The 21,469-nt window shown below is 68.1% G+C and carries 23 protein-coding genes and 1 pseudogene; 15 read left to right on the top strand and 9 right to left on the bottom strand.

The features are described 5' to 3' along the window. Positions 1–187: 187 nt before the first annotated feature. A complete protein-coding gene (leuA, locus tag NG1_RS17955; protein ID WP_062972299.1) occupies positions 188–1,981 on the bottom strand; it encodes a 2-isopropylmalate synthase in 1,794 nt (597 codons plus the stop codon). A 269-nt stretch (positions 1,982–2,250) separates the two neighbouring features. Here leuA and NG1_RS17950 point away from each other — a divergent pair, with 269 nt between their 5' ends. The 5 genes and pseudogenes from NG1_RS17950 to NG1_RS17935 all read left to right on the top strand — a co-directional run bounded on the left by NG1_RS17950 (position 2,251) and on the right by NG1_RS17935 (position 7,419). After that, entirely contained in the window at positions 2,251–3,018 is a 768-nt protein-coding gene (locus tag NG1_RS17950; protein ID WP_062972297.1) for a sulfite exporter TauE/SafE family protein, read from the top strand. Between the two features lie 26 nt (positions 3,019–3,044). Continuing rightward, positions 3,045–3,899 (top strand): annotated as a pseudogene (locus NG1_RS38370) (alpha/beta fold hydrolase); the annotation flags it as partial. 473 nt (positions 3,900–4,372) lie between these two features. Further along, complete coding sequence (locus tag NG1_RS38365; RefSeq protein ID WP_245659947.1) at positions 4,373–4,741, top strand: alpha/beta hydrolase; 369 nt, start codon at positions 4,373–4,375, stop codon at positions 4,739–4,741. 76 nt (positions 4,742–4,817) lie between these two features. Continuing rightward, positions 4,818–6,437, top strand: coding sequence for a GMC oxidoreductase (locus tag NG1_RS17940; RefSeq protein WP_062972295.1), 1,620 nt, complete (start codon positions 4,818–4,820; stop codon positions 6,435–6,437). A 106-nt stretch (positions 6,438–6,543) separates the two neighbouring features. Beyond that, the gene (locus NG1_RS17935) at positions 6,544–7,419 is read left to right on the top strand and encodes an ion transporter (protein WP_245659946.1); all 876 of its coding nucleotides are present in this window, start codon (positions 6,544–6,546) and stop codon (positions 7,417–7,419) included. On the opposite strand, the gene NG1_RS17930 is transcribed toward NG1_RS17935, so the two are convergent. After that, positions 7,397–8,608, bottom strand: coding sequence for a low temperature requirement protein A (locus tag NG1_RS17930; RefSeq protein WP_062972430.1), 1,212 nt, complete (start codon positions 8,606–8,608; stop codon positions 7,397–7,399). The two genes, NG1_RS17935 and NG1_RS17930, sit on opposite strands and share 23 nt — an antisense overlap. 83 nt (positions 8,609–8,691) lie before the next feature. Continuing rightward, entirely contained in the window at positions 8,692–9,150 is a 459-nt protein-coding gene (locus NG1_RS17925; protein ID WP_062972293.1) for an SRPBCC family protein, read from the bottom strand. A 252-nt stretch (positions 9,151–9,402) separates the two neighbouring features. Between NG1_RS17925 and NG1_RS17920 the strand changes: the two genes are divergently transcribed. After that, the gene (locus tag NG1_RS17920) at positions 9,403–9,750 is read left to right on the top strand and encodes a spore germination protein GerW family protein (RefSeq protein ID WP_062972291.1); all 348 of its coding nucleotides are present in this window, start codon (positions 9,403–9,405) and stop codon (positions 9,748–9,750) included. 72 nt (positions 9,751–9,822) lie between these two features. Here the strand turns inward: NG1_RS17920 and NG1_RS17915 are convergent, their stop codons facing one another. Both NG1_RS17915 and NG1_RS17910 read right to left on the bottom strand, forming a co-directional pair. Next, entirely contained in the window at positions 9,823–10,014 is a 192-nt protein-coding gene (locus NG1_RS17915) for a DUF1918 domain-containing protein (RefSeq protein WP_040864432.1), read from the bottom strand. A 62-nt stretch (positions 10,015–10,076) separates the two neighbouring features. Then, positions 10,077–10,670, bottom strand: a complete 594-nt coding sequence (locus tag NG1_RS17910) for a TetR/AcrR family transcriptional regulator (RefSeq protein ID WP_062972289.1) — start codon at positions 10,668–10,670, stop codon at positions 10,077–10,079. Positions 10,671–10,725: 55 nt separating this feature from the next. Between NG1_RS17910 and NG1_RS17905 the strand changes: the two genes are divergently transcribed. Next, on the top strand, positions 10,726–11,301 hold the full coding sequence (locus tag NG1_RS17905; RefSeq protein WP_062972287.1) for a dihydrofolate reductase family protein: 576 nt from the start codon (positions 10,726–10,728) through the stop codon (positions 11,299–11,301). A 28-nt stretch (positions 11,302–11,329) separates the two neighbouring features. Further along, positions 11,330–11,905 (top strand): dihydrofolate reductase family protein, encoded by a 576-nt coding sequence (locus NG1_RS17900; protein ID WP_062972285.1) that lies wholly within the window; start codon positions 11,330–11,332, stop codon positions 11,903–11,905. A gap of 89 nt (positions 11,906–11,994) precedes the next feature. On the opposite strand, the gene NG1_RS17895 is transcribed toward NG1_RS17900, so the two are convergent. Continuing rightward, positions 11,995–12,408 (bottom strand): YjbQ family protein, encoded by a 414-nt coding sequence (locus NG1_RS17895; protein ID WP_062972428.1) that lies wholly within the window; start codon positions 12,406–12,408, stop codon positions 11,995–11,997. Positions 12,409–12,571: 163 nt separating this feature from the next. Here NG1_RS17895 and NG1_RS17890 point away from each other — a divergent pair, with 163 nt between their 5' ends. Together NG1_RS17890 and NG1_RS17885 are read left to right on the top strand one after the other, a co-directional pair. Continuing rightward, positions 12,572–13,837, top strand: coding sequence for an aspartate kinase (locus NG1_RS17890; RefSeq protein ID WP_040864436.1), 1,266 nt, complete (start codon positions 12,572–12,574; stop codon positions 13,835–13,837). A gap of 3 nt (positions 13,838–13,840) precedes the next feature. Next, positions 13,841–14,875: an aspartate-semialdehyde dehydrogenase gene (locus NG1_RS17885; RefSeq protein ID WP_062972283.1), complete on the top strand. Its 1,035-nt coding sequence runs from the start codon at positions 13,841–13,843 to the stop codon at positions 14,873–14,875. A 60-nt stretch (positions 14,876–14,935) separates the two neighbouring features. Here the strand turns inward: NG1_RS17885 and NG1_RS17880 are convergent, their stop codons facing one another. Continuing rightward, the gene (locus NG1_RS17880; protein ID WP_062972281.1) at positions 14,936–15,499 is read right to left on the bottom strand and encodes a TetR/AcrR family transcriptional regulator; all 564 of its coding nucleotides are present in this window, start codon (positions 15,497–15,499) and stop codon (positions 14,936–14,938) included. Between the two features lie 84 nt (positions 15,500–15,583). Here NG1_RS17880 and NG1_RS17875 point away from each other — a divergent pair, with 84 nt between their 5' ends. From NG1_RS17875 to NG1_RS17860, 4 genes are all read left to right on the top strand, one after another. Next, on the top strand, positions 15,584–16,006 hold the full coding sequence (locus NG1_RS17875; protein WP_062972279.1) for a nuclear transport factor 2 family protein: 423 nt from the start codon (positions 15,584–15,586) through the stop codon (positions 16,004–16,006). Positions 16,007–16,113: 107 nt separating this feature from the next. After that, positions 16,114–16,362: a type II toxin-antitoxin system Phd/YefM family antitoxin gene (locus NG1_RS17870; protein ID WP_062972277.1), complete on the top strand. Its 249-nt coding sequence runs from the start codon at positions 16,114–16,116 to the stop codon at positions 16,360–16,362. Beyond that, complete coding sequence (locus NG1_RS17865) at positions 16,359–16,616, top strand: Txe/YoeB family addiction module toxin (RefSeq protein ID WP_062972274.1); 258 nt, start codon at positions 16,359–16,361, stop codon at positions 16,614–16,616. The genes NG1_RS17870 and NG1_RS17865 overlap by 4 nt, the downstream gene beginning before the upstream one ends. A 61-nt stretch (positions 16,617–16,677) precedes the next feature. After that, entirely contained in the window at positions 16,678–17,601 is a 924-nt protein-coding gene (locus tag NG1_RS17860) for an aminotransferase class IV (RefSeq protein ID WP_062972272.1), read from the top strand. A 13-nt stretch (positions 17,602–17,614) separates the two neighbouring features. On the opposite strand, the gene NG1_RS17855 is transcribed toward NG1_RS17860, so the two are convergent. Together NG1_RS17855 and NG1_RS17850 are read right to left on the bottom strand one after the other, a co-directional pair. Further along, positions 17,615–18,964, bottom strand: a complete 1,350-nt coding sequence (locus tag NG1_RS17855) for a serine hydrolase domain-containing protein (protein WP_062972270.1) — start codon at positions 18,962–18,964, stop codon at positions 17,615–17,617. Positions 18,965–19,203: 239 nt separating this feature from the next. Then, the gene (locus NG1_RS17850) at positions 19,204–20,445 is read right to left on the bottom strand and encodes an APC family permease (RefSeq protein WP_062972426.1); all 1,242 of its coding nucleotides are present in this window, start codon (positions 20,443–20,445) and stop codon (positions 19,204–19,206) included. A 540-nt stretch (positions 20,446–20,985) separates the two neighbouring features. Here NG1_RS17850 and NG1_RS17840 point away from each other — a divergent pair. Next, complete coding sequence (locus tag NG1_RS17840) at positions 20,986–21,411, top strand: Fur family transcriptional regulator (RefSeq protein ID WP_062972266.1); 426 nt, start codon at positions 20,986–20,988, stop codon at positions 21,409–21,411. The last annotated feature ends 58 nt before the right edge of the window (positions 21,412–21,469 follow it).

The raw sequence follows: 21,469 nt of genomic DNA, 5'->3' as shown, positions 1-21,469 counted from the left end.
ATTCGAGCAGAGAGCTCGGCGCTTGGAGTGCGAATCCCACGCTAGCACGGGGTTCGCTACGCCGTGTCGCGGAAGGCGTGCCGGACGTGGGGAGCGGCGCGGCCCACAAGCGGTCTGCGCCAGCGGGATCGGGCGCCGCGCGGTGGAACCGTCGCGACGCCCGTCCGAGTCCTTCCGGAATGCGCTGTCAGTGCGCCCGGTTCACCGCCGACACCACCGCGCGCAGCGACGCGGTCGTGATCGAGGTGGCGATGCCGACGCCCCACACCACCCTGTCGCCGATCGCGCATTCCACGTAGGCGGCGGCCTGCGCGTCGTCGCCCGCGGACATCGCGTGCTCGGAGTAGTCCAGCACCTCGACGTCGAAGCCGACCGCGGCGATCGCGTCGACGAACGCGGCCAGCGGTCCGTTGCCCTTGCCGGTGATCTCCTGCTCGACGCCGTCGACCTTCACCACGGCCACGATGGAGTCGACCCCGCCGTCGGTCTCCGAGGCGGTGACCTTCTGGCGCATCCGCTCCAGCGGGCGGATCGGGCTCAGGTACTCCTCGTGGAAGACATCCCACATCTCCTTCGGCGTCACCTCGCCGCCCTCGCCGTCGGTGATCTTCTGGATCGCCTGGGAGAACTCGATCTGCAACCGCCGGGGCAACGCCAGCCCGTGGTCGGTCTTCATGATGTAGGCGACGCCGCCCTTGCCGGACTGCGAGTTGACCCGGATCACCGCCTCGTAGGTGCGGCCGACGTCCTTCGGGTCGATCGGCAGGTAGGGCACCTCCCAGACGATGTCGTCGACATCCGCCCCGGCGGCGTCGGCCGTGGCCTTCATCGCGTCCAGGCCCTTGTTGATGGCGTCCTGGTGGCTGCCGGAGAACGCGGTGTAGACCAGGTCGCCGCCGTACGGGTGGCGCTCGTGCACCGGCAGCTGGTTGCAGTATTCGACGGTCCGGCGGATCTCATCGATGTCGGAGAAGTTGATCTGCGGGTCGATGCCGCGGGAGAACATGTTCATCCCCAGCGTGACCAAGCAGACGTTGCCGGTGCGCTCGCCGTTGCCGAACAGGCAGCCCTCGATCCGGTCGGCGCCCGCCTGGTAGCCCAGCTCGGCGGCGGCCACCGCGGTGCCGCGGTCGTTGTGCGGGTGCAGCGACAGCACGATCGAGTCGCGGCGGGCCAGGTTGCGGCTCATCCACTCGATCGAGTCGGCGTAGACGTTCGGCGTGGCCATCTCCACGGTGGCGGGCAGGTTGATGATCAGCGGCTTGTCCGGCGTCGGCGCGATGATCGCCGAGACCGCGTCGCAGACGTCCTTGGCGTACTCCAGCTCGGTGCCGGTGTAGGACTCCGGGCTGTACTCGTAGCGCCAGGAGGTGTCCGGGTAGCGCTGCTCGATCTCCAGGCACAGCGCCGCGGCGTCGGTGGCGATCTTCTTCACCGCCTCGCGGTCGGCGCGGAACACCACCTTCCGCTGCAGGATCGAGGTGGAGTTGTAGAAGTGCACGATGACGCTCTGCGCGCCCGCGCATGCTTCGAACGTGCGTTCGATCAACTCCGGGCGGCACTGGGTCAGCACCTGGATGGTCACGTCGTCGGGGATCGCGCCGTCCTCGATGATCTCGCGGACGAAGTCGAAATCGGTCTGGCTCGCCGACGGGAACCCGACCTCGATCTCCTTGTAGCCCATCCGCACCAGCAGGTCGAACATGCGGCGCTTGCGGGCGGGGCTCATCGGGTCGATCAACGCTTGGTTGCCGTCACGCAGGTCGACCGCGCACCAGCCCGGCGCCCGGTCGATGACCCGGTCCGGCCAGGTGCGGTCGGGCAGCGCGATCGGCTCGACCTCCTCGGCGAACGGCCGGTACCGGAACGTGGGCATCGAGGAGTTCTTCTGTTTGTTCCACCCGGGCTGGTCGGCCGGGGCGGGCTTGCTCGGCGCGGTGGTGGTGCGCGCGGCGGATACGAATGCGTCAGCAGGGGACATGGGGGTTTCTCCCGAGGATGTCGTTTTTCCCAATGGGCTGGGTCGACCGGCGCGGCAAAACCCCGCGACGGGAGCCGGTCCGATCAGACCCCGTCGCGGCGGTCGAGAAGAAGTGCCCGCTGCATGATGTCCGCGAGTTTACCGTGCCGCTGTTCGGGCGGGAAGGGAGGTCCGTCGTCGGGTGATCCGACGACCCGGCTACCGTTCGGTCCGGCAGTGGACAACGCTTGTACGGGCCCGTGGTCCGACGGGACGTCGAAGGATTGGCTATGACCTGGCTGGAGCAACTGGCCGTCTTCGGTGCGGGCATCGCGGCGGGCGGCATCAACACCATCGTCGGCTCCGGCACCCTGCTCACGTTTCCCGTTCTGCTGGCCTTCGGCCTTCCTCCGGTGACCGCGAACGTCTCCAACACCATCGGTCTGGTCCCCGGCTCGATCAGCGGCGTGCACGGATATCGCAGGGAACTCGCAGGCCAGCGCGACCGGCTGGTGCGGCTGGGCACCGCGTCGTTGCTCGGCGGCATCACCGGCGCGGTCCTGCTGCTGGTCTTACCGGCCGGAGCGTTCAAGGCGATCGTGCCCATATTGATCATCCTGGCACTGGTGCTGGTGGTCGTGCAGCCGCGATTGGCAGGCTGGGTCAAGCGCCGCAGGGAGAACGACGGCGCCCCGGCGCCCGCGCACGGCGGCCCCGTCCTGTTCGCGGCGATCTTCGCCACAGGTGTCTACGGCGGGTACTTCGGAGCCGCCCAAGGCGTGCTGCTGATCGGTTTGCTGGGCGTTTTCGTGCACGACGACATCCAGCGCCTCAACGGAGTGAAGAACGCGCTCGCCCTGATCGTGAACGCGGTGTCCGCGCTGATCTTCATCGTCGTGGCGGACGTCGACTGGCGTGCGGCGGTGCTGATCGCGCTCGGCTCGATCATCGGCGGGCAGCTCGGCGCACGGCTGGGCAGGAGGATGCCGCCGGTCGCGCTGCGCGCGGTCATCGTCGTCGTCGGCGTCATCGCGGTGATCCGCCTGATGGCGTCCTAGGACGGGCCGCGCCGGGTGCCGAGGTAATGTCGCGAAGATCTCAGGGTGGGATGTCAATCCTCAGGGGGACGACGCCCGCCCGCACGGGGCACAGGATGAGTGCCGTGCCTAGCTGGAAGATCGTCATCGCCGCCGCCCTCGCCGCCGCGCTGCCCGCGGTGAGCGGCTGCGGCGGTCCGCCGAGCCGACACGAGTCGGCGGTCGCGGAACTGGCCGCGCAGGCCGACGCGGCGCCGACGCCGCTGCTCGAGTGGGCTCCGTGCGCGGAGCCGAAGCTGAACAGGTTCCAATGCGCGACCGCGCAGGTGCCGGTGGACTATGCGCACCCGGACGGGCCGACCCTCGGGCTGGCGGTGGTGCGTCAGCAGGCCACCGACCCGCAGCGGCGGATCGGCACGCTGTTCTCCGCCGTCGGCGGTCCCGGTGGCTCGGGGCTGCGCTGGGCGGAGCAGGGGGAACTGCTCGGCGGCGAGCTCGCGCGCCGCTTCGACGTGATCACCTTCGACCAGCTCGGTATCGGCCGGAGCGGGCAGGTGCGGTGTTTCGCGGACACCGAGCAGCAGCGGCGGTTCTGGTCCGGCGCTTTGCTGCCGCCGGCGAACCCCGAGCAGGAGCGGGCGGCCGACGCGGCGAGTCGCGAGCTGGCCGCCGGTTGCGCGGCGCACGGCGGCGCACTGCTCGGGCACCTGACCACTGTCGATGCGGCACGCGACCTGGACCTGCTGCGCCGAGCCGTCGGCGACCCGCAGCTGACCTATGAGGGCGGTTCCTACGCGAGCTACCTGGGCCAGGTGTACGGCGCGCTGTTCGGCGATCGGGTGCGCGCGCTGCACCTGGCGTCGGTGATCGACCCGGACACGTACACCAACGACACGCGAAGCGCCGTCGAGAACCGCGCGGCCGGAACCGAAGAAGTGCTCGGTGAATTCCTGCGGCTGTGCGCGGACGCGGGACGGGAGCGCTGCGCCTTCGCCGCGCCCGGCGGCCAGGGCGATGCCGTCGTGAGCGGAGGTGCGGGCGCTCCCGTCCGCCCCGCCGACCTCCGCACCCGCAATGACGCTGTGCTGCAACGTCTTCGCGAGGGTCCGCTCGTGGTGGGGGCCGGAGAGCGGGCGCGGACGGTCACCTATGCCGAGGTGCTGTCGTCGCACGCGCTGTTGCTGTACGACCCGGAGCGGGGCTGGCCCGCCTTGGCCGAACTGCTCGCCGAACTGGAACGCGGACCGGCGGGCAACCCGGACGTGGTGGGCGAGATCCTCTCGGCGACCGCGCAATCGGACGGATTCCTCGACTCTTTCACCGCGATTTCCTGCGCGGACAACACCTTCCGCGTGATCCCGGCCAATGGTCCGGCATGGCAAGGGATCTGGTCGGCGTCAGCCCGACCTACGGCGCGTTCTGGTTGTCGTTGCTCCACGCGTGCGCCTTCTGGCCGTCCCCGCCCGAGGGGTATGCCCAGCGGTATACCGGGCCGTGGATCCTGCGATCGGACACCCCGGCCGTGTTGGTCGACAACCGATTCGACCCGGTCACTCCGCTCAGCGGCGCGCGGCGCGCGCAGCAGGAATTGGTGAACGCCCGGTTGGTCGTCGTCGAGGACGGGTACGGGCACACCCCCCTGAACGACTGCACCCGGAAGCTGCGCGAGCGCTATCTCATCGACCTACAGCTACCCGCCCCCGGAGCGACCTGTCGCCCCGATGAGCTGCCGTTCGACCGATAGCAAAAACGGATATCTGTTCACAAAACGGGAATACCGGTAATCTGCGCACGCTAAGCCTGATGATGGAAGGTGACCGGTGCGTAGACGTGCCTTGTTCAAGGCGGCGGGCACCGCAGCCCTGCTCGGTGCTGTGGGGACGATGACGGGGACGAGCAGGGCGTCCGCCGACCCGATGTGGGAGGCCTTGTTCCGCGCCTGGGTGCCGGAGATCTTCGCCCCGATACCCGACCCGGCGGAGCACTCGCCCGCGATCGTCATCGGCTCGGGCTTCGGCGCCGCCGTGACCGCGTTGCGCCTGGCCGAGGCCGGGATCGTCACCACCGTGCTGGAACGCGGTTCGCGCTGGCCGAACGACCCGTGGCGGGAGATCTTCACCGGCGACGACCTGCCCGACGGCCGCGGCTTCTGGCACCGCACCCAGTTCACCGGCGTCACCAAGGTGCCGATGCATTTCGCCAGTTTCGGCGGCGTTCTGGACTGCACCGAGTATCCGGGCATCGACGTCTGGCGCGCGGCGGCGGTCGGCGGCGGCTCGGTGATCTTCAGCGGGGCCATGATCGCCCCGCAGCGCCGCTTCTTCGACCACGTCTTCGGTGGCACCGTCGATTACGGCGAAATGGAGCGCGTCTACTACCCGCGCGTGCGGGACATGCTGCGGCTGAGCCCGATGCCCGCGGACATCTACAACTCCTCGCCGTTCACGCATTCCCGCGCCTGGGACGACCAGGTGCGCAAAGCCGGCTACCAGCCGCAGGCGAACGACTCGATCTTCAACTGGGACATCCTGCGCGCCGAACTCGCGGGCGGCGCGAAGCCTTCGGCCACGGCGGCCAGGAGCAACCTGGGCAACTCCAACGGCGCCAAGTTCGACCTCAACCAGAACTACTTGGCCTACGCGCAGGGCACCGGACGGTGCGGGGTCTTCCCCGGCCATCAGGTGGACGCCATCGCGCAGGAATCCGGCGGCCGCTACGCGGTCACCGTGACGAAGCTGTCGCCGACCGGTGAGGTGCTGTCCACCCGCACCCTCACCTGCGACCGGCTCTTCCTCGGCGCCGGATCGATCGGCACCTCCGAACTGCTGGTCCGCGCCCAGGCCACCGGCGCGCTGCCGAACCTGAACGAACACGTCGGCGACGGCTGGGGCACCAACGGTGATGTGGTGCTCGCCCGCGGCGCCAGCGCGCTCGCCGGTCACGGCCAAGGCGTGCCGAGCGCGAGCCGTATCTTCGACGAATCCGGCGTACCGCTGACCCTGGAGAGCTGGTATATCCCCGGCATCCCGTTCGAGACCGGCGCGCTTGCCTCGCTCGGCATGGTGCTCGATCCGACCCGTACCCGGTTCGGCTACGACCGGGCCGCGAACCGGGTAGGCCTGAGCTGGTCGGCCGAGAACCGGGCGGACACCGTGGCGGCGGCCAGGGCGGTCGACCACCGGATCGCCGAACGAGCGGACGCCCTCGTCGAGTACAGCGCACTCGGCTACGACGCGAACGCGCTGTTCACCGCGCATCCGCTCGGCGGAGCGGTACTGGGGCGGGCCACCGACGGGTACGGCCGCGTGCACGGTCATCCCGGCCTCTACGTGATGGACGGCGCGGCGATACCGGGCAGCACGGGCACGGTCAATCCGTCGCTCACCATCGCCGCGCTGGCCGAACGCAATATCGAGGCGATCGTTCGCGCCGGTCGCTGAGCACGTAGGCCTCCGGGCGGTGCGTCCGGGAGTATCGCCAACCGTGCCGAGCATGCTTTCGGCGTACTAATGTCGGCGGCACCGTTCGGCGTCGAAGGGATTCGCAGTGTCCGCTCCCGCTTCCAGCTCGGGCATCGAGAGTTCCTCCGCTGATCGATACGGGCTGCGGGAATCGCCGCAGCCGCAGGACTATCCGCGCAAGCCGCCGATGCTGTGGACCGATTTCGTGATGCTCGCGCTGGCCGTCATCTCCGTGGCGCTGGTCGCCTGGATCACCTTCTTCCCGGTCTCCGGGCACACCTACCACGCGGTAGTGGTCGCCGATTGGTCCTTGTGCGCGGTGTTCGCGATCGAGTTCCTGTGGCGCTGGCGCCGCGCGGGCTGGCCGTGGACATTCCCGCTCGTGTACTGGTACGAGGTCCTCGGGATGATCCCGGTGACCAGCCTGTTCTTCCGCGGCTTCCGGCTGTTGCGGATCGTGGTGATCGTCGTCCGGCTCGCCAGGGTGGCCGATCGCCTGTTCGGCGACAGGGTGACGGCCGCGGTGGTGAACCGGTTCGTGGCGACCATCGTCGACACCATCCGCCGTCCGATGACGATCGCGGTGATGGACGAGGTGGCGCAGGTGCTGCGCACCGGCCACTACACCCGCAACATCGCGGCCGCCCTCGAGGAGAACCGCGCCGAGCTGGACGAGATGATCCTCGAGCTGATCAAGAAGGACCCGCAGGCGGGCCGGGTGCGCTACATCCCGTTCCACGACGAGATCATCCGGCTGATCGCCGACACCACCTTCCGCATCGTGTTCCAGGTGCTGGAGGATCCGCGCACCGACGAACTCGTCGCGGACGTGCTGCGGGAGAACATCGATCAGATCCGCGACGCGGTCCGCGACGGTGTGCGGGTGCCGCCGTCCGCGTACGGGCCGACACCCGAAGAGGACTGCGTGCGGCATCACGTCACTCGGGCGCCGCGTGCCTGATCGCGTCCCGCGGCTGCGCCAAACGCACGGTCTCCCAAGCGATCAGCGCGATCAGGACGACGCACAGCAGGGCCAGCGACGCCAGCGCGGGCAGGGCGCAGGCCAACGGGATGAGCGCCAGCAGCACCGCCACGGCGACCACACGGGGCGTCGTGACGGTGCCGGTGGCGAAGTGCTTGAACCCCACCAGACCGATCAGATACAGCACGACGCCGCCGTAGAGGGCGTAGAGCGGGATGCCGTACAGCGCGTCCTTCAGCGTGTGGTGCGAGGAATCCCCGACGTAGTAGAGGACTTTCTTCAGCCCGAGGGACAGCGCGATGATCCCGACGATCATCGGGAAATGCCAGAAGGTGTAGGAACCTTGCGCGATCTTGATCTGCCGCCTGCCCTCGGCGTGGACGAGTTCGTGCTCCACCGCCAGAGCGGCGACGTCGAAGTACGCCCACCACAGCAGACCGGAAATGGCGAGGCCCAGTAGCGAGCCGAGAGCGATCGGCCAAGAGATCGGCAGGCCGGCCACCCCGATGCCGATAGAGACGATCGATTCACCGAGCGCGACGATGACGATCAGCCCGTATCGCTCGACGAAATGCCTGGCCGACTTCAACCGCCAATCGGTGCCTGCGAACAACGTCCACAGGTAGTCGCCCGCAATCGCGGCGATCCACAGCGCGATCTGCACCCTGCCGGTGGTCAGCGCGGCGACGACCAGCAGCGTAGTACCGAGGGTGATAGAGCCGAGCGCCCAGCGCAGCAACTGGCCGCGCAATTGCGGATCATCAGCACTGGCCAGCCAGAACATCCCCAGGTGCACCAACCGCACCACCAGGTAGGCGACGGCGAAGACCAGTGGGCCGAACCATCCGCCGGGCTTGTCGTCGAACGCCTCCGGGATGGTGAGCGCGGCGAGGAACGCGCCGCCCATGGCCGCGAACATCGCCACCCGTGCGACGCCCTCGTCGGCGCGGACCACATTGCCGAGCCAGGAGTACGCGATCCACAGCCACCACATCACCGCGAGCACCAGCCCCGCGCGCAGCGCGTTCTTCGCGCTGGTGTCGTCCGCGACCAAGCCGGTGACCATGGTCAGCGCGAAGACGAGCACCAGGTCGAAGAACAGCTCGAGCTGCGTCACCGAGGCGTCTTCGGCCATCGGCTGGAACCGCACTCGTTTGGAACCGATCATGCCGCTCATCGTCGCACCCCGATCGGTTCGGCGCCGGTTCGCTGCCGCACCCGCCCGCCGATTTCGCGCAGAGCACAGCGCGGCTACACGGGTTGATAGGTCTCCGTTTCGGGGAACCGCTCGGCGAAATCGATGAAACACTCCGCGACCACTTCATTGGCCTTGCGGAAAGTGCGTTTCAGCAGAAATCCGGGAACAGGGAGGGGCAGATAGAGCTCGACGTGGTACCAGACGTGCGTGCCGTCGACGCTGTCGGACACTTCGAAAAAGCCGCCGCCCCGGACGCCACGGGTGCTGTCGGCGACAACCCAGGAGGACCGGTCATCGGTCCAATCATATTCGAGCACTTGCAGATCCGAGCTGCCGAGCAGTTCCGCCTTGAGGAAAACGCGCCGCGGCCTGCGCCGGGCGTCGCGGGTGGCGACCCGGACGTCACTGTAGGAGGACGACCATTCCGGCAGCGATTCGACGGCTGTCAGGGCATCCATGACCTGGTCGGGATCGGTATCGACGAAGAATCGGATATCCGTTTTGGTGCGCATGGCATACCTCCGACCCCCGGTTGGACAAGTCGGCCGATTGTCTCCGCGATTTGTCCGGTTCGTCAACCTGACTGTGCGAGACCACATCTCGGCTAACCGGATAACGTGCCGTTATCAGGTCGAGATCGGCGATCGGCTACCGCCGGAACAACTTCCGGACGGAAGGATGGGGTCGTCCGGAGGTTCGCGCGCCTACGATCGGATCCGAATGGGCGCCGGTCTGCGGCGCCGTCGGTCGGGCGGGAGGATGTCATGAAATACGCCGAACTGCTGGCGCAGGCGCGGGATACGATCACGGTGCGCCGGGTCTACGGCGAGCCCTACGAATCCGATGGGGCGATAGTCATTCCCGCCGCCTCGGTCGGTGGCGGCGGTGGTGGAGGCGGCGGCACTGGGAACGGTCCGGACGGGGAGGGCGCCGGGGAAGGCGTGGCGTTCGGAGTAGGCGCCAAGCCCGTCGGCGCCTATGTGCTCCGCGACGGGCGATTGACCTGGCATCCGGCCGTGGATGTCAACGCGATCATCGAGACGGCGGGCAAGGTGCTGATCGCGGGGGTGCTGGCCTTCGCGCTGACTCGCTACGCCAAACGCCGCGCCTGACCGGCGTCTCCCGTCGGAGAGCGCCGGATCGAGCGCGGGCGAGGCCGCCCGCCGCACGATCCGGCGCGGCGTTCATTCCGATGTGGCGGGCTCGACGATAGCGTCGGGCCCTGGATACACCAGCGACTCGTGACCGTCGGAGAAGCGCACCACGTAGGGCGGCGTCCCCTCCGGCCCGCGGACCTCGATGATCTCGGCCAGGTGATCCACTTCTCCCACCACGTGTCCATGCACGCAGAGTCGATCTCCTACATGTGCGATCATCGCCCCATTATCGAACGCCAGTGGTGCGCGTCACAACCATTCGGGCAGGCGCCGGATCCGATTCAGTCGTCCGCGCTGATCACGCGCTCGACCGCGGCTTCGATCAATGCCCGGCTCTGCTCCTCGGTGAACACGTCGGGCAGCGTCATCCGGTCGACGATCAGCCAGTTCACCGCGAGGTAGAGCAACAGCACCGACTTCTCGTCACCGGGCAGGCCCGCCGCCAGATGGTTGCGCACGTTGTAGTCGATGTCCTCGCGCACTCGCTCGGTCAGCACCGCGCGCAATTCCGGCCGCCGGGTCGCCTCCAGGCGCAATTCGAGCAGCGCGAGGTAGCCGGTGCGGAAAGCCTCGATGCGTCCGACCGTCTCCGTCATCAGTTCGACGATATTGGCGCGGGTCTTCGGCCCGTCGGTCAGTTGGGCCATCGTGGCTTCGCTCGGCTGTAGCCGCTCGTAGAACCGTCGGCCCGCCTGAGTGAGCAGGTCGTCGCGGTTGGCGAAGTAGTTCGACGCCGTTCCCGCGGGTACCCCGGCCTCCTTGTCCACCGCACGGAAGGTCAGTCCGCGCGCCCCGTCGCGCGCCAAGACCTCGATCGCGGCGTCGACCAGCGTCTGTCGTCGCTCCGGATTGGTCCGCACTTGACACCACTCCATTCGTAGTACTATCTTTCAATCACTACAAACAGAGTACTACAAGTGAGGTGCTGGCATGCGAAAGCTTGTCTACTACGTGGCTGTGTCGCTGGACGGCTACATCGCGGGCCCCGCGGGGGAGTTCGACTTCTATCCGTCCGACGCCGAAATGGGCGCGTGGCTCAACGGCCGGTATCCGGAATTCGTGCCGAGTCACTTGCGTCCGCTCGTGGGGATGGCGGTGGACGAACCGAACAAGCGGTGCGACACCGCCGTGATGGGCCGCCGCAGCTACGAACCGGCCCTGTCCGAAGGCGTGACCAGCCCGTATGCGCACCTGAAGCAGTACGTGGTGTCCAGCACGCTCGGGCGCATCGACGATCCGGCCGTCGAGTTGGTCGAACGCGACCCCCTGGGCCTGGTGCGGGAGCTGAAGCAAGCCGAAGGCGGGGACATCTGGCTGGTCGGCGGTGGCGAACTCGCCGCCCAATTGCTGAGCGAGATCGACGAGATGATCATCAAGAGCTATCCGGTGGTCGCGGGCAGCGGGATATCCGCGTTCTCCGGCGTGTTCGGTCCCACTTTGTTCGCCCCGGTACAGCGCAGGGAGTTCGGCAACGGCGCCCAGGTCACCTGGTTCACGCGGGCCTGAGCCCCGACCTCCATCCGAAAGGTACTTCATGCGAAAACTCGTCTATTTCGTCGGACTTTCCCTCGACGGCTATATCGCGGGGCCGAATGGTGAGATCGACTTCATTCCGGTGGGCGATGACATGTGGGAGTGGCTGCGCGCGGAGTATCCCGAGACGCTGCCCACCCACGTGCGGCCACACATCGGCCTCGCCGCGGACGCGCCCAATCAGAAGTTCGACAGTCTCGTCATGGGCCGCGGCACCTACGACCCCGCCCTGGCCATCGGCGTGACCAGCCCGTACGCCCACATGAAGCAGTACGTGGTGTCCAGCACGCTCGGCCGTATCGATGACCCGGCGGTCGAACTGGTCGAGCGCGACCCGGTCGGGCTGGTCCGCGAACTGAAGCGGCAGGACGGTAAGGACATCTGGCTGGCGGGTGGCGGCTTGCTCGCCGCCGCGCTGCTGGCGGAGATCGATGAGTTGGTGATCAAGAGCTATCCGGTGGTCGCGGGCACCGGGGTACCCGCTTTCGCGGGCGAGTTCCGTCCGACGCTGTTCCGGCCGACCGAGCGCAAGGCCATCGGCGACGGCGTCCAGGTCAGCTGGTTCACCCGAACCTGAGCCGGCGCTCGGCCTCTGGGACGCGGCCGGCCGCGGTGGCCGGGTCGGCCGCGATCTTTCCGTTATCGCTCCGCCCGGAGAAATCCGGGTCAGGTCGCGTCGGTGAGGAACGACAGTCGCACCTGCCGGTCCGGGTTGTCGACATTGAGATCGACCAGCGCGATCGACTGCCAGGTGCCGAGGGCGAGCTTCCCGCCGAGCACCGGCACGGTCGCGTACGGCGCGATGAGGGCGGGCATGACGTGGGAGCGTCCGTGTCCGCGCGAGCCGTGCGCGTGCCGCCACCGGTCGTCGGCGGGCAGCAGATCGCGCAGCGCGGCCAGCAGATCGTCGTCGCTGCGCGCGCCGAGTTCCATGACCGCGATTCCCGCGGTGGCGTGCGGCACGAAGACGTGCAGCAGCCCGTCGCCGCCTGCTTCGTGCGCGAAAGTCGCGCACTGCGGCGTGATGTCCTGTACCACTTCATTGTGGCCTGTTCGCACCTCGAGCAGTGTGCTCTTCATGTGCACATCGTCCCTCATCCGCCGCGGCCCGCACGGCGCGACCGGGATGGGATGCGGCTGTGGGCTTTTCCACAAGCCGGGTAGGTAGCGGCAAAACCGCTGGCCCCGGCCGGTACCCTGAATGACTGTTACCAGTTTGTTGTCGATCTTGGAGGACCCTGTCGTGGCTCTCGTGGTTCAGAAGTACGGAGGATCCTCGGTGGCGACCGCCGAGCGTATCCGGCGCGTCGCTGAACGGATCGTGGAGACCAAGAAGCAGGGCCACGATGTGGTGGTCGTCTGCTCCGCCATGGGTGACACCACCGACGAGCTGCTCGATCTCGCGCAGCAGGTGGCGCCGTCGCCGCCCGCCCGCGAGATGGACATGCTGCTCACTTCCGGTGAGCGCATCTCCAACGCGCTGGTCGCCATGGCCATCCACTCCCTCGGCGCCGAGGCCCGCTCGTTCACCGGTTCGCAGGCGGGTGTGATCACCACCGGCGCGCACGGCAACGCGAAGATCATCGATGTGACGCCCGGTCGCGTCCGCGCCGCGCTGGACGAGGGCCTCGTCGTCCTGGTCGCGGGCTTCCAGGGCGTGAGCCAGGACAGCAGGGACGTCACCACGCTGGGTCGCGGCGGCTCCGACACCACGGCCGTCGCGCTGGCGGCCGCGCTGCAGGCCGATGTGTGCGAGATCTACACCGACGTGGACGGCGTCTTCACCGCCGATCCGCGGATCGTGCCCGACGCGCAGCGGCTCGAGCAGGTCTCCTACGAGGAGATGCTGGAACTGGCGGCCTGCGGGGCCAAGGTGCTGATGCTGCGCTGCGTCGAATACGCCCGCCGCTACAACGTGCCCGTGCATGTGCGCTCGTCCTACACCGACAAGCAGGGCACCTACGTTTACGGATCGATGGAGGACATCCCCTTGGAGCAAGCAATCCTCACCGGCGTCGCGCACGACCGCAGCGAGGCCAAGGTGACCGTGGTCGGGCTGCCGGACGAACCGGGTTACGCCGCCAAGGTGTTCCGCGCCGTCGCCGACTCGGAGATCAACATCGACATGGTCCTGCAGAACATCTCGAAGATCGAGACCGGCAAGACCGATATCACGTTCACGCTGCCGAAGTCAGAGGGCGCCCGCGCGGTCGAGATGCTGACCAAGCGCCAGGCCGAGATCGGCTTCTCCCAGGTGCTCTACGACGATCACATCGGCAAGGTGTCGCTGGTCGGCGCGGGCATGAAGAGCCACCCGGGCGTCACCGCCACCTTCTGCGAGGCGCTGGCCGAGGCGGGTGTGAACATCGACCTGATCTCCACCTCGGAGATCCGGATCTCCGTGCTGGTCAAGGACACCGAACTGGACGAGGCCGTGCAGGTGCTGCACAAGGCGTTCGATCTGGGCGGCGACGAGGTCGCTGTGGTCCACGCGGGAACGGGGCGATAGGTCATGGGAGTTCGCGTAGGAGTCGTCGGCGCGACCGGGCAGGTCGGCGCCGTCATGCGGAAACTGCTGGACGAGCGCGACTTCCCGGCCGACGAGCTGCGGTTCTTCGCCTCCGCCCGTTCGGCGGGCAAGACGCTGCCCTGGCGCGGCCGCGAGATCGTCGTCGAGGACACCGAGACCGCGGATCCGTCCGGCTTGGACATCGCGCTGTTCTCGGCGGGCGCCACCATGTCCCGCGTGCAGGCGCCGCGTTTCGCCGCGGCGGGCGTCACGGTGATCGACAATTCCTCGGCGTGGCGCAAGGACCCCGAGGTCCCGCTGGTGGTCAGCGAGGTCAACCCGGAGCAGACGCGCAACCTGGTCAAGGGCATCATCGCCAACCCGAACTGCACCACGATGGCGGCCATGCCGGTGCTCAAGCCGCTGCACGACATCGCCGGTCTGCGCCGTCTGATCGTGTCCAGCTACCAGGCCGTCTCCGGCAGCGGCCTGGCCGGTGTCGAAGAACTGGCGAGCCAGGCCCGCGCGGTGATCGGCGACGCCGAGAAGCTGACCCACGACGGCCGCGCCGTGGACTTCCCCGCCCCGAACAAGTACGTCGCCCCGATCGCGTTCAACGTCCTCCCGCTGGCGGGTTCGCTGGTCGACGACGGCTCCGGCGAGACGGACGAGGATCAGAAGCTGCGCAACGAGAGCCGCAAGATCCTCGGCATCCCGGATCTGGCCGTGAGCGGCACCTGCGTGCGCGTGCCGGTCTTCACCGGCCACTCGCTGTCGGTGAACGCCGAATTCGCCGAGCCGCTCTCGGTCGAGCACGCGAAGGAGATCCTGGCCAAGGCGCCCGGCGTGAAGCTGGTCGACGTGCCGACCCCGCTGGCCGCGGCGGGCATCGACGAGTCGCTCGTCGGTCGCATCCGCCAGGACCCGGGCGTGCCGGACGGCCGCGGGCTCGCGCTGTTCATCTCCGGTGACAACCTGCGTAAAGGCGCTGCCCTCAACACCATTCAGATCGCCGAGGTACTGATCGGCGACCGCTGAGACGGATCGATCGAACGGGCCGCGGACTTTCCGCGGCCCGTTCGTCGTTTCCGGAACCGATCAGCGGGCGCGCAGTCCGTCGAAGACGACGGCGAAGGTGCGGTCGCGCTGCGCGGGAGTGGCCGTGCTGCCGTGGGTGGCGAGGAACGCGCCCTTGACGAGGCGCATCAGGTCATCGACATCGATGTCGGTGCGTACGCCGCCCGCCTCTTGGGCGCGGGTGAGCAGCGTGCCGATCACCGTGTTGAGTTCGTGCACCGGCCGCAGGTACGCCGGGGCATCCGCGCCGCCCACCGCATCGGCGAGATCGCGTTTGACGCTGCCCTCCGCCACGAGCCTGGCGAGGAAGTCGAAGAACGCGGGCACCGGGTCGGCGGCGTCGGCCAGTTCCCGGGCCGAGGCGATGATCCGGTCGACTCGATCCACGATCGCCGCCTCGAACAGCGCCTCCTTGGTCGGAAAGTGCCGGTAGACGGTGCCCGCGCCGACACCGGCTCGCCGCGCGATCTCGTCCAGCGGCACCGCGAGCCCCTCCGCCGCGAACGCTTCTTGCGCGGCTGCCAGCACCCGCTCTCGGTTGCGGCGGGCGTCGGCGCGCAGCGGTCGGCGTTCGGGCTCGGTCATGGGGGACGAGTTTACTGTTGACAAACGGGGCGCTCGTTCCGAATGATAAGCGGATCGTTCGTTCCGCTTATTCGGAGGTGTGTGATGACTCTCGACTCGCCCGTCGAAAGCCCGCGTGAGGTGGTCGAGCGGCTGTTCAGCGAGCTACGTTCCCGCGACGCGAAGGCGTTCGTCGCGCGGTTCGCGCCCGATGCCATCTTCGAGATTCCGTTCACCCTCCCCGGGCTCCCGGCCCGCTTGGAAGGCCGCGAGGCGATTCGCGAGCACTTGGCGCAGCGCTGGTCGGGACTTTCCGGAATCGAAGTGCACGCCATCCATCCCCAGGTCTACGAGACCACCGACCCCGAGGTGCTGCTCGTGGAGAACGAGGTCGACATGACCGTCCCGGGAACCGGCCGCGCCCGAGTTCGCACGTCTGTCAACGTCGTCCATGTCCGAGACGGCGAGGTCGTGCTCTTCCGCGACTACATGGACACCGCCCGCTTCGCCCGCTCGGCGAAGCGGTGAATGACGCGTTCGCTCGGAACGTCGCTCTTGCGGGTCCCTGAAGCTGTCGGATGGGTACGGCACGGGGGTAGTGGTACCATATCTCGTACTACTGGCTGGAGGGACTCATGGCTGCCGCGATTACCGTCAGTGAGGCGCGCAAGAACCTGTTTCCCCTGGTCAGGAAAGTCAATGAGGATCACGACACGATCGAGATCGTGTCGAAGGGGGGGAACGCTGTGCTCATGTCCAAGGAAGACTACGACTCCCTGATGACTACCGTGGAGTTGCTCAGCGGGCGCGATGGGGCGCGCCTACGCCGATCGATTCAGGAACTCGAGGATGGTGGCGGCGCCGAACGCGACCTCATCGAATGAAGGTCGTTTTCTCCGAATCCGCGTGGGAAGAGTATTCGGCATGGCTGCGGCGCGACCGTCTCGTGCTGAAGAAGGTCAATGTACTGATCAAGGCGATCATGGCGGAGCCCTTGGAAGGCATCGGTAAGCCCGAGCCGCTGAAGCACGACTTGGCGGGGTACTGGTCACGACGGATCACGCAGGAGCATCGCATCGTCTACCGCGTCGTCGACGATGCGATCTGGATCGCCAAGGTGGGCAAGCACTACGACTGACCTCGGTCTGCCCGCCGAAAAGGCCTCGCTCGGTGCACGGCGCGGCTGTTAGCCTGCGCCGATGGCGAATCCTCATCCTCATGTGTATCTCGGCGACCGGATCGTTGCGGCCGATGCCGCCACGGTGGGCGTCGCATCGTCGGCGGTGTTGTACGGTCTCAGCGTCTACACCGTTTTCCCGGTGCATGTGGATGGAGCAGCGCGTACGGCATTCCGCCTGGACGACCATTTCCGCAGGCTCGAGGAGTCCTGCAAGATCATCGGGATCGATCGTTTCGCGGCGGAGTGGGATTTCGAGCGGTTCCGTGCGACCGTCGTGGAACTGATCGCGGTGAACGCTCCACGCGAGGACGTTTTCGTCCGGGCGACGGTGCATGTGGTCGAGTCCATTCCGGGCACCCGGGTGCGGGGCTGCGCGATCCAGGTCAGCATGTTCGTCTACGACGCGGTGCCCATCGTCCCGCAGGACGGCATGCGCCTGAAGTCGAGTCCGTGGCGGCGCATTCCGGACAACGCGATTCCGTCCCGCGCGAAAGTCAACGGGGCGTATGTGAATTCCGTGCTGGCCAAGCAGGACGCGATCGACAGCGGCTACGACGACTGTGTCTTCCTCGATGGCAACGGGCACGTCTGCGAACTCAGCGCGGCCAATATCTTCCTGGTCCGCAACGGCACGCTGATCACCCCCGATGTCTCCTGCGACATCCTCGACGGCATCAACCGCAGGACCGTACTCACCTTGGCGGCCGAGGACGGCATTCCGGTGGTCGAACGCACCGTCGATCTCACCGAGTTGTACATCGCCGATGAGGTTTTCGTGACCGGAACGTCGGCAGGCGCGGCGCCGGTCGTCGAGGTGGACGGCCGCGTCGTGGCGAACGGCGTGCCCGGTCCGATCTCCCAGGGGCTGCGCAAACGCCACTACGCGGCACTGCGTACCGACAGCGTGCACGGCTGGGTCACGGATTTGTCCGCGGCCCGGTAGTCCACCGCGCCGCTCAGCGGATGCCCGGGGTGCGCGGGTCGGGTCCGAGGCAGACCAGGATGGCGCACCCCGGCGGGGTGTCCGCGAACGGCGGGTCCAGCGGGTGATTCAGGCAAGCGAAGACATTGCAGCCCGGATATGCGGCGGGACCGAGCCCGAACACCGCGATCAGGATGTCCGCGTCGACGAAGCGGCGGGGGTCCAGCCGCAGCGGCGGCTCGACGTACGGCCCCGGGTCGGGCACCGGCCGGTCGTCGAACGCGTCGAACACCTTGCGGAAGAACTCGTAGGGCAGTTCCTGGGTGTTCTGTACGACGCCCGACATGCCCTGGCTGCTGACGTTTCCGAAGACGCCGGTCCACACCACCGTGAGATCGAGGCTCGGAATGACGAAGACGTTCTGCAACCCGAGCCCGGCCATCGCGTACACGTCACGGGGCAGGAAGTCGGCGATCTCGGCGCAACCGCTGCCGAGCCAGAACAGGTAGCCGTAGCACGCGTTCGTGGGTGACGGCGTGCGTGCCATGGTCAAGTATTCGGTGGAGACGATTCGCTGCGCGCCCCAGCGCCCGTCGTTGCCGACCAGCAGGCCGAGTTTCGCGAAGTCGTTCGGCGGGATCATCAGGTGCGCGTAGCCGTAGGTGTGCCCGGAGCGGTCGCGCGCCCAGTAGTAATCGCCGCGGAGAATGCCGAGCGGATCGAACAACTCGCGTTGCGCGAACCGTTGCAGAGGCTCGCCGACGGCCAGCTCCAGCACGTAGGCCAGCAGGTCGACATTGCGCTGGCTGTAGGTGAAGACGGTGCCCGGCGGATTGTCCAGCGGCACGCCGAGTGCCTGCACCGCGCTGTCCGGGTCGACCGGGATCACACCGGTGACGCCTTCGGTCAGCACGCCGACCCGCATGCCCGAGGTCTCGGTGAGCAGGTTCTCGACAGTGATCGACCGGTGCGCCGCATCGCCGAGCCCGGCGGGCAGATAGCGGTCGATCGGTGCTCGGAGATCGAGTTTTCCTTGGTCCCAGGCGATTCCGGCGAGCAGGGAGACGACGCTCTTCGTCGCACTCCAGATGTTCCAGGCCACGTCGCCGGTCTGGTCGTTCGTCGGTCCCTCGCCGATGAGGCAGTTGTGCCGGAACACCTGCACGTTGAACCGGTTTCGGCCGGACGCGAAGGTCAGTGCGTCCTGGAGCTTCACGGAATCCAGACCGACCTGTTCCGGCGCCGCCCGCTCCAGATCGCGTCCCGAGCTGACCGCGCACCGCACCTGCTCGTCGGGCGCGGCCACCGCGCTTCCGGCGAACACATTGCCCGCCACCAGCGAAACTGCCGCGATTCCCGCCAGGAATCCACCGAAACGCCCCATATGCAAGAGGCTAGCGCCCTTTCGCCTGATCACACGGGCAACAGGCGGGGAACTGGACGTCTGATATCCGCGCGGGCCGGGCCGGGCTCCTCGTCGTTGAAACTCGATCGGCGGACACCCTTATCGCATACCCGCCGCGCAAACGGGCGAGTGTGCCGACCGATCGGGGACGCGCGGCCGCTATCGGCCTGCCGAGCACGTGCGGTGCCGGGCCTGGTCCGTGCCGCGACGGGCGGGCGTCATCGGCGGGAGCGCCTGGCCAGGCCATATAACGCGGTGCCGAGTGCCAGCGCACCGAGCCCGGCGAGCACGGAGCCGAGGGGCAGGGAGAACCCGACGACGACGCAGCCCACCGCGCCGACCACGGGGACCCACCGGGGCGGGCGGTTCTCCTCGGTGGTCAGGGTCGCGGCGGAGATGTTGGCGATCAAGTAGTAGAAGAGCACGGTGAACGAGGAGAATCCGATGGCCGCGCGCAGATCGAACAGCGCGGCCACCACGGCGACCATCGCGCCGACCACCAGTTCCGCGCGGTGTGGCACCCCGAACCGCGGATGCACGGCGGCGAGCGCGCCCGGCAGATAACGGTCCCGCGCCATGGCGAGCACCGTGCGTGACACGCCGAGGATCAACGCGAGCAGCGAACCGGTCGCCGCGAGTACCGCGCCGATCCGCACCACCGGAGCGGCTGCGGGGACGCCTGCCGCACCGACCACTCGCGCCAGTGGATCGGTGGCCTGGGCCAGTCCGGCGGAGCCGAGCACGCTCAGCGCCGCGACCGCCACCAGCGCGTAGACCACGAGGGCGAGTCCGAGCGCGATCATGACGGCACGGGGAATGGTGCGTCGCGGGTCGCGTACCTCCTCGCCGAGCGTGGCGATGCGGGCGTACCCCGCGAACGCGAAGAACAGCAACCCCGCCGCCGTGAGCACCTCGCGCGGGCCGATCCGGTCGGGCAAGGCCGTTGCCGCCGAGTGCGTTCCCGCCAGCCCGATCACGATGACGATGGCCAGCACCGCGAGCACCACCGCGACGAGCACCCGGGTCACGAACGCCGACTTCTGCACCCCGGTGTAGTTGACGGCGGTGATCGCCGCCACCGCCCCTACCGCCACGGCATGCGCCTGCTCGGGCCAGGCGTAGCTGCCGACGGTCAGCGCCATCGCCGCACACGAGGCGGACTTGCCCGCGACGAATCCCCACCCCGCGAGATATCCCCAGAACGGCCCTAGCCGCTCCCGCCCGTAGACATACGTTCCACCGGACACGGGATACCGCGCCGCCAGCCGTGCCGACGACGTCGCATTGCAGTACGCCAGCACCGCCGCCACCGCGAGCGCCACCGGCAACCAACTTCCGGCCGAAGCCGCCGCGGGCGCCAGCGCCGCGAATATCCCCGCCCCCACCATCGCGCCCAACCCGATGACCACCGAATCGGTGAGCCCGAGCCTGCGGTGCAAGGTCCCGTCCTGCGACGCCATGAAGTGCATCCTCCCGCATCGCCCCCCGCCGCCGCAGAGCGAGCACGACTCGGCGAAGAACTCCGTCGGTGGCACGCTCGGGTGTCACTCGACGATGTGGTCGGAAATGACAACGCCGCCGGATTCGCGAGGAATCCGGCGGCGCTGCGAGCTCGGACACCATATCGGTGTCACAACCGTCGACGTCCCACAAGCGCCTCTCGGCGGGTGGTCGCTCGTAGCGACAAAGGGGTGCGGCCCGGGGCTGTCCGGACGCCGGCGGTGGGTGTCGACGTCCCACAAGCGCCTCTCGGCGGGTGGTCGCTCGAAGCGACGAAGGGTGCGGCCCGGGGCTGTCCGGACGCCGACAGGGGGTTCAACCACCGGCTCCCGCAAGCTATTCCGAGGCAGATTTGTGACGTCGGCCACTTCGGGGCGGTCGTGTTCGCGGTCGTGCTCGGCGAGTCGCGGCCGGTAGACGCGGTCTTCGGGCCGAAACTTTTCTTGAATGATTCCAGATTGTTTTCTTGACTTATTCCAGAAAATGGCAAGAATCGAAGCATGCACACCAACGGCGCCGATCCACGCGAGTGGCTGCGAGCAGCGGGTTTGCGGGTCACCGCCCCGCGGATCGCGGTGCTGGACGCGGTTGCCGCGCGGCCGCATTCGGATGCCGACACGGTGGCCGCCACCGTCCGGGACGCGCTGGGCTCGGTGTCCACGCAGGCTGTCTACGACGTCTTGCGCGCTTGCGTGCGCGCCGGGATCCTGCGGCGGATCGAGCCCGCGGGCTCGTCCGCGCGATACGAGACCCGGATCGGTGACAACCACCACCATCTGGTGTGCCGAAGCTGCGGTGCGGTCGCGGATGTCGACTGCGCCGTGGGCGAAGCCCCATGTCTGGACCCTTCGGACGCTCACGGATTCGTGGTCGATGAAGCCGAGGTCGTCTTCTGGGGGCTGTGCCCGACCTGCCGTTCCGAGTAGCGGTCCGCACCCTGCCACCCCGGGTAGCACTCCCGGGACGATGTTCACCAGCCGAGGA

Source organism: Nocardia gamkensis NBRC 108242 (assembly GCF_001612985.1).
GTDB lineage: Bacteria > Actinomycetota > Actinomycetes > Mycobacteriales > Mycobacteriaceae > Nocardia > Nocardia gamkensis.
This window is presented reverse-complemented; position numbering and strand designations above follow the sequence as displayed.

Coding starts and splice junctions, on each gene's coding strand:
- NG1_RS17850 (WP_062972426.1), bottom strand. CDS start 20,445: ATGGCGTCGCAGGACGGGACCTTGCACCGCAGGCTCGGGCTCACCGAT.
- NG1_RS17900 (WP_062972285.1), top strand. CDS start 11,330: ATGCGAAAACTCGTCTATTTCGTCGGACTTTCCCTCGACGGCTATATC.
- NG1_RS17910 (WP_062972289.1), bottom strand. CDS start 10,670: ATGGAGTGGTGTCAAGTGCGGACCAATCCGGAGCGACGACAGACGCTG.
- NG1_RS17925 (WP_062972293.1), bottom strand. CDS start 9,150: ATGCGCACCAAAACGGATATCCGATTCTTCGTCGATACCGATCCCGAC.
- NG1_RS17865 (WP_062972274.1), top strand. CDS start 16,359: ATGAAGGTCGTTTTCTCCGAATCCGCGTGGGAAGAGTATTCGGCATGG.
- NG1_RS17855 (WP_062972270.1), bottom strand. CDS start 18,964: ATGGGGCGTTTCGGTGGATTCCTGGCGGGAATCGCGGCAGTTTCGCTG.
- NG1_RS17870 (WP_062972277.1), top strand. CDS start 16,114: ATGGCTGCCGCGATTACCGTCAGTGAGGCGCGCAAGAACCTGTTTCCC.
- NG1_RS17895 (WP_062972428.1), bottom strand. CDS start 12,408: ATGAAGAGCACACTGCTCGAGGTGCGAACAGGCCACAATGAAGTGGTA.
- NG1_RS17950 (WP_062972297.1), top strand. CDS start 2,251: ATGACCTGGCTGGAGCAACTGGCCGTCTTCGGTGCGGGCATCGCGGCG.
- NG1_RS17905 (WP_062972287.1), top strand. CDS start 10,726: ATGCGAAAGCTTGTCTACTACGTGGCTGTGTCGCTGGACGGCTACATC.
- NG1_RS17885 (WP_062972283.1), top strand. CDS start 13,841: ATGGGAGTTCGCGTAGGAGTCGTCGGCGCGACCGGGCAGGTCGGCGCC.
- NG1_RS17880 (WP_062972281.1), bottom strand. CDS start 15,499: ATGACCGAGCCCGAACGCCGACCGCTGCGCGCCGACGCCCGCCGCAAC.
- leuA (WP_062972299.1), bottom strand. CDS start 1,981: ATGTCCCCTGCTGACGCATTCGTATCCGCCGCGCGCACCACCACCGCG.
- NG1_RS38365 (WP_245659947.1), top strand. CDS start 4,373: ATGGCAAGGGATCTGGTCGGCGTCAGCCCGACCTACGGCGCGTTCTGG.
- NG1_RS17930 (WP_062972430.1), bottom strand. CDS start 8,608: ATGATCGGTTCCAAACGAGTGCGGTTCCAGCCGATGGCCGAAGACGCC.
- NG1_RS17860 (WP_062972272.1), top strand. CDS start 16,678: ATGGCGAATCCTCATCCTCATGTGTATCTCGGCGACCGGATCGTTGCG.
- NG1_RS17915 (WP_040864432.1), bottom strand. CDS start 10,014: ATGATCGCACATGTAGGAGATCGACTCTGCGTGCATGGACACGTGGTG.
- NG1_RS17875 (WP_062972279.1), top strand. CDS start 15,584: ATGACTCTCGACTCGCCCGTCGAAAGCCCGCGTGAGGTGGTCGAGCGG.
- NG1_RS17840 (WP_062972266.1), top strand. CDS start 20,986: ATGCACACCAACGGCGCCGATCCACGCGAGTGGCTGCGAGCAGCGGGT.
- NG1_RS17920 (WP_062972291.1), top strand. CDS start 9,403: ATGAAATACGCCGAACTGCTGGCGCAGGCGCGGGATACGATCACGGTG.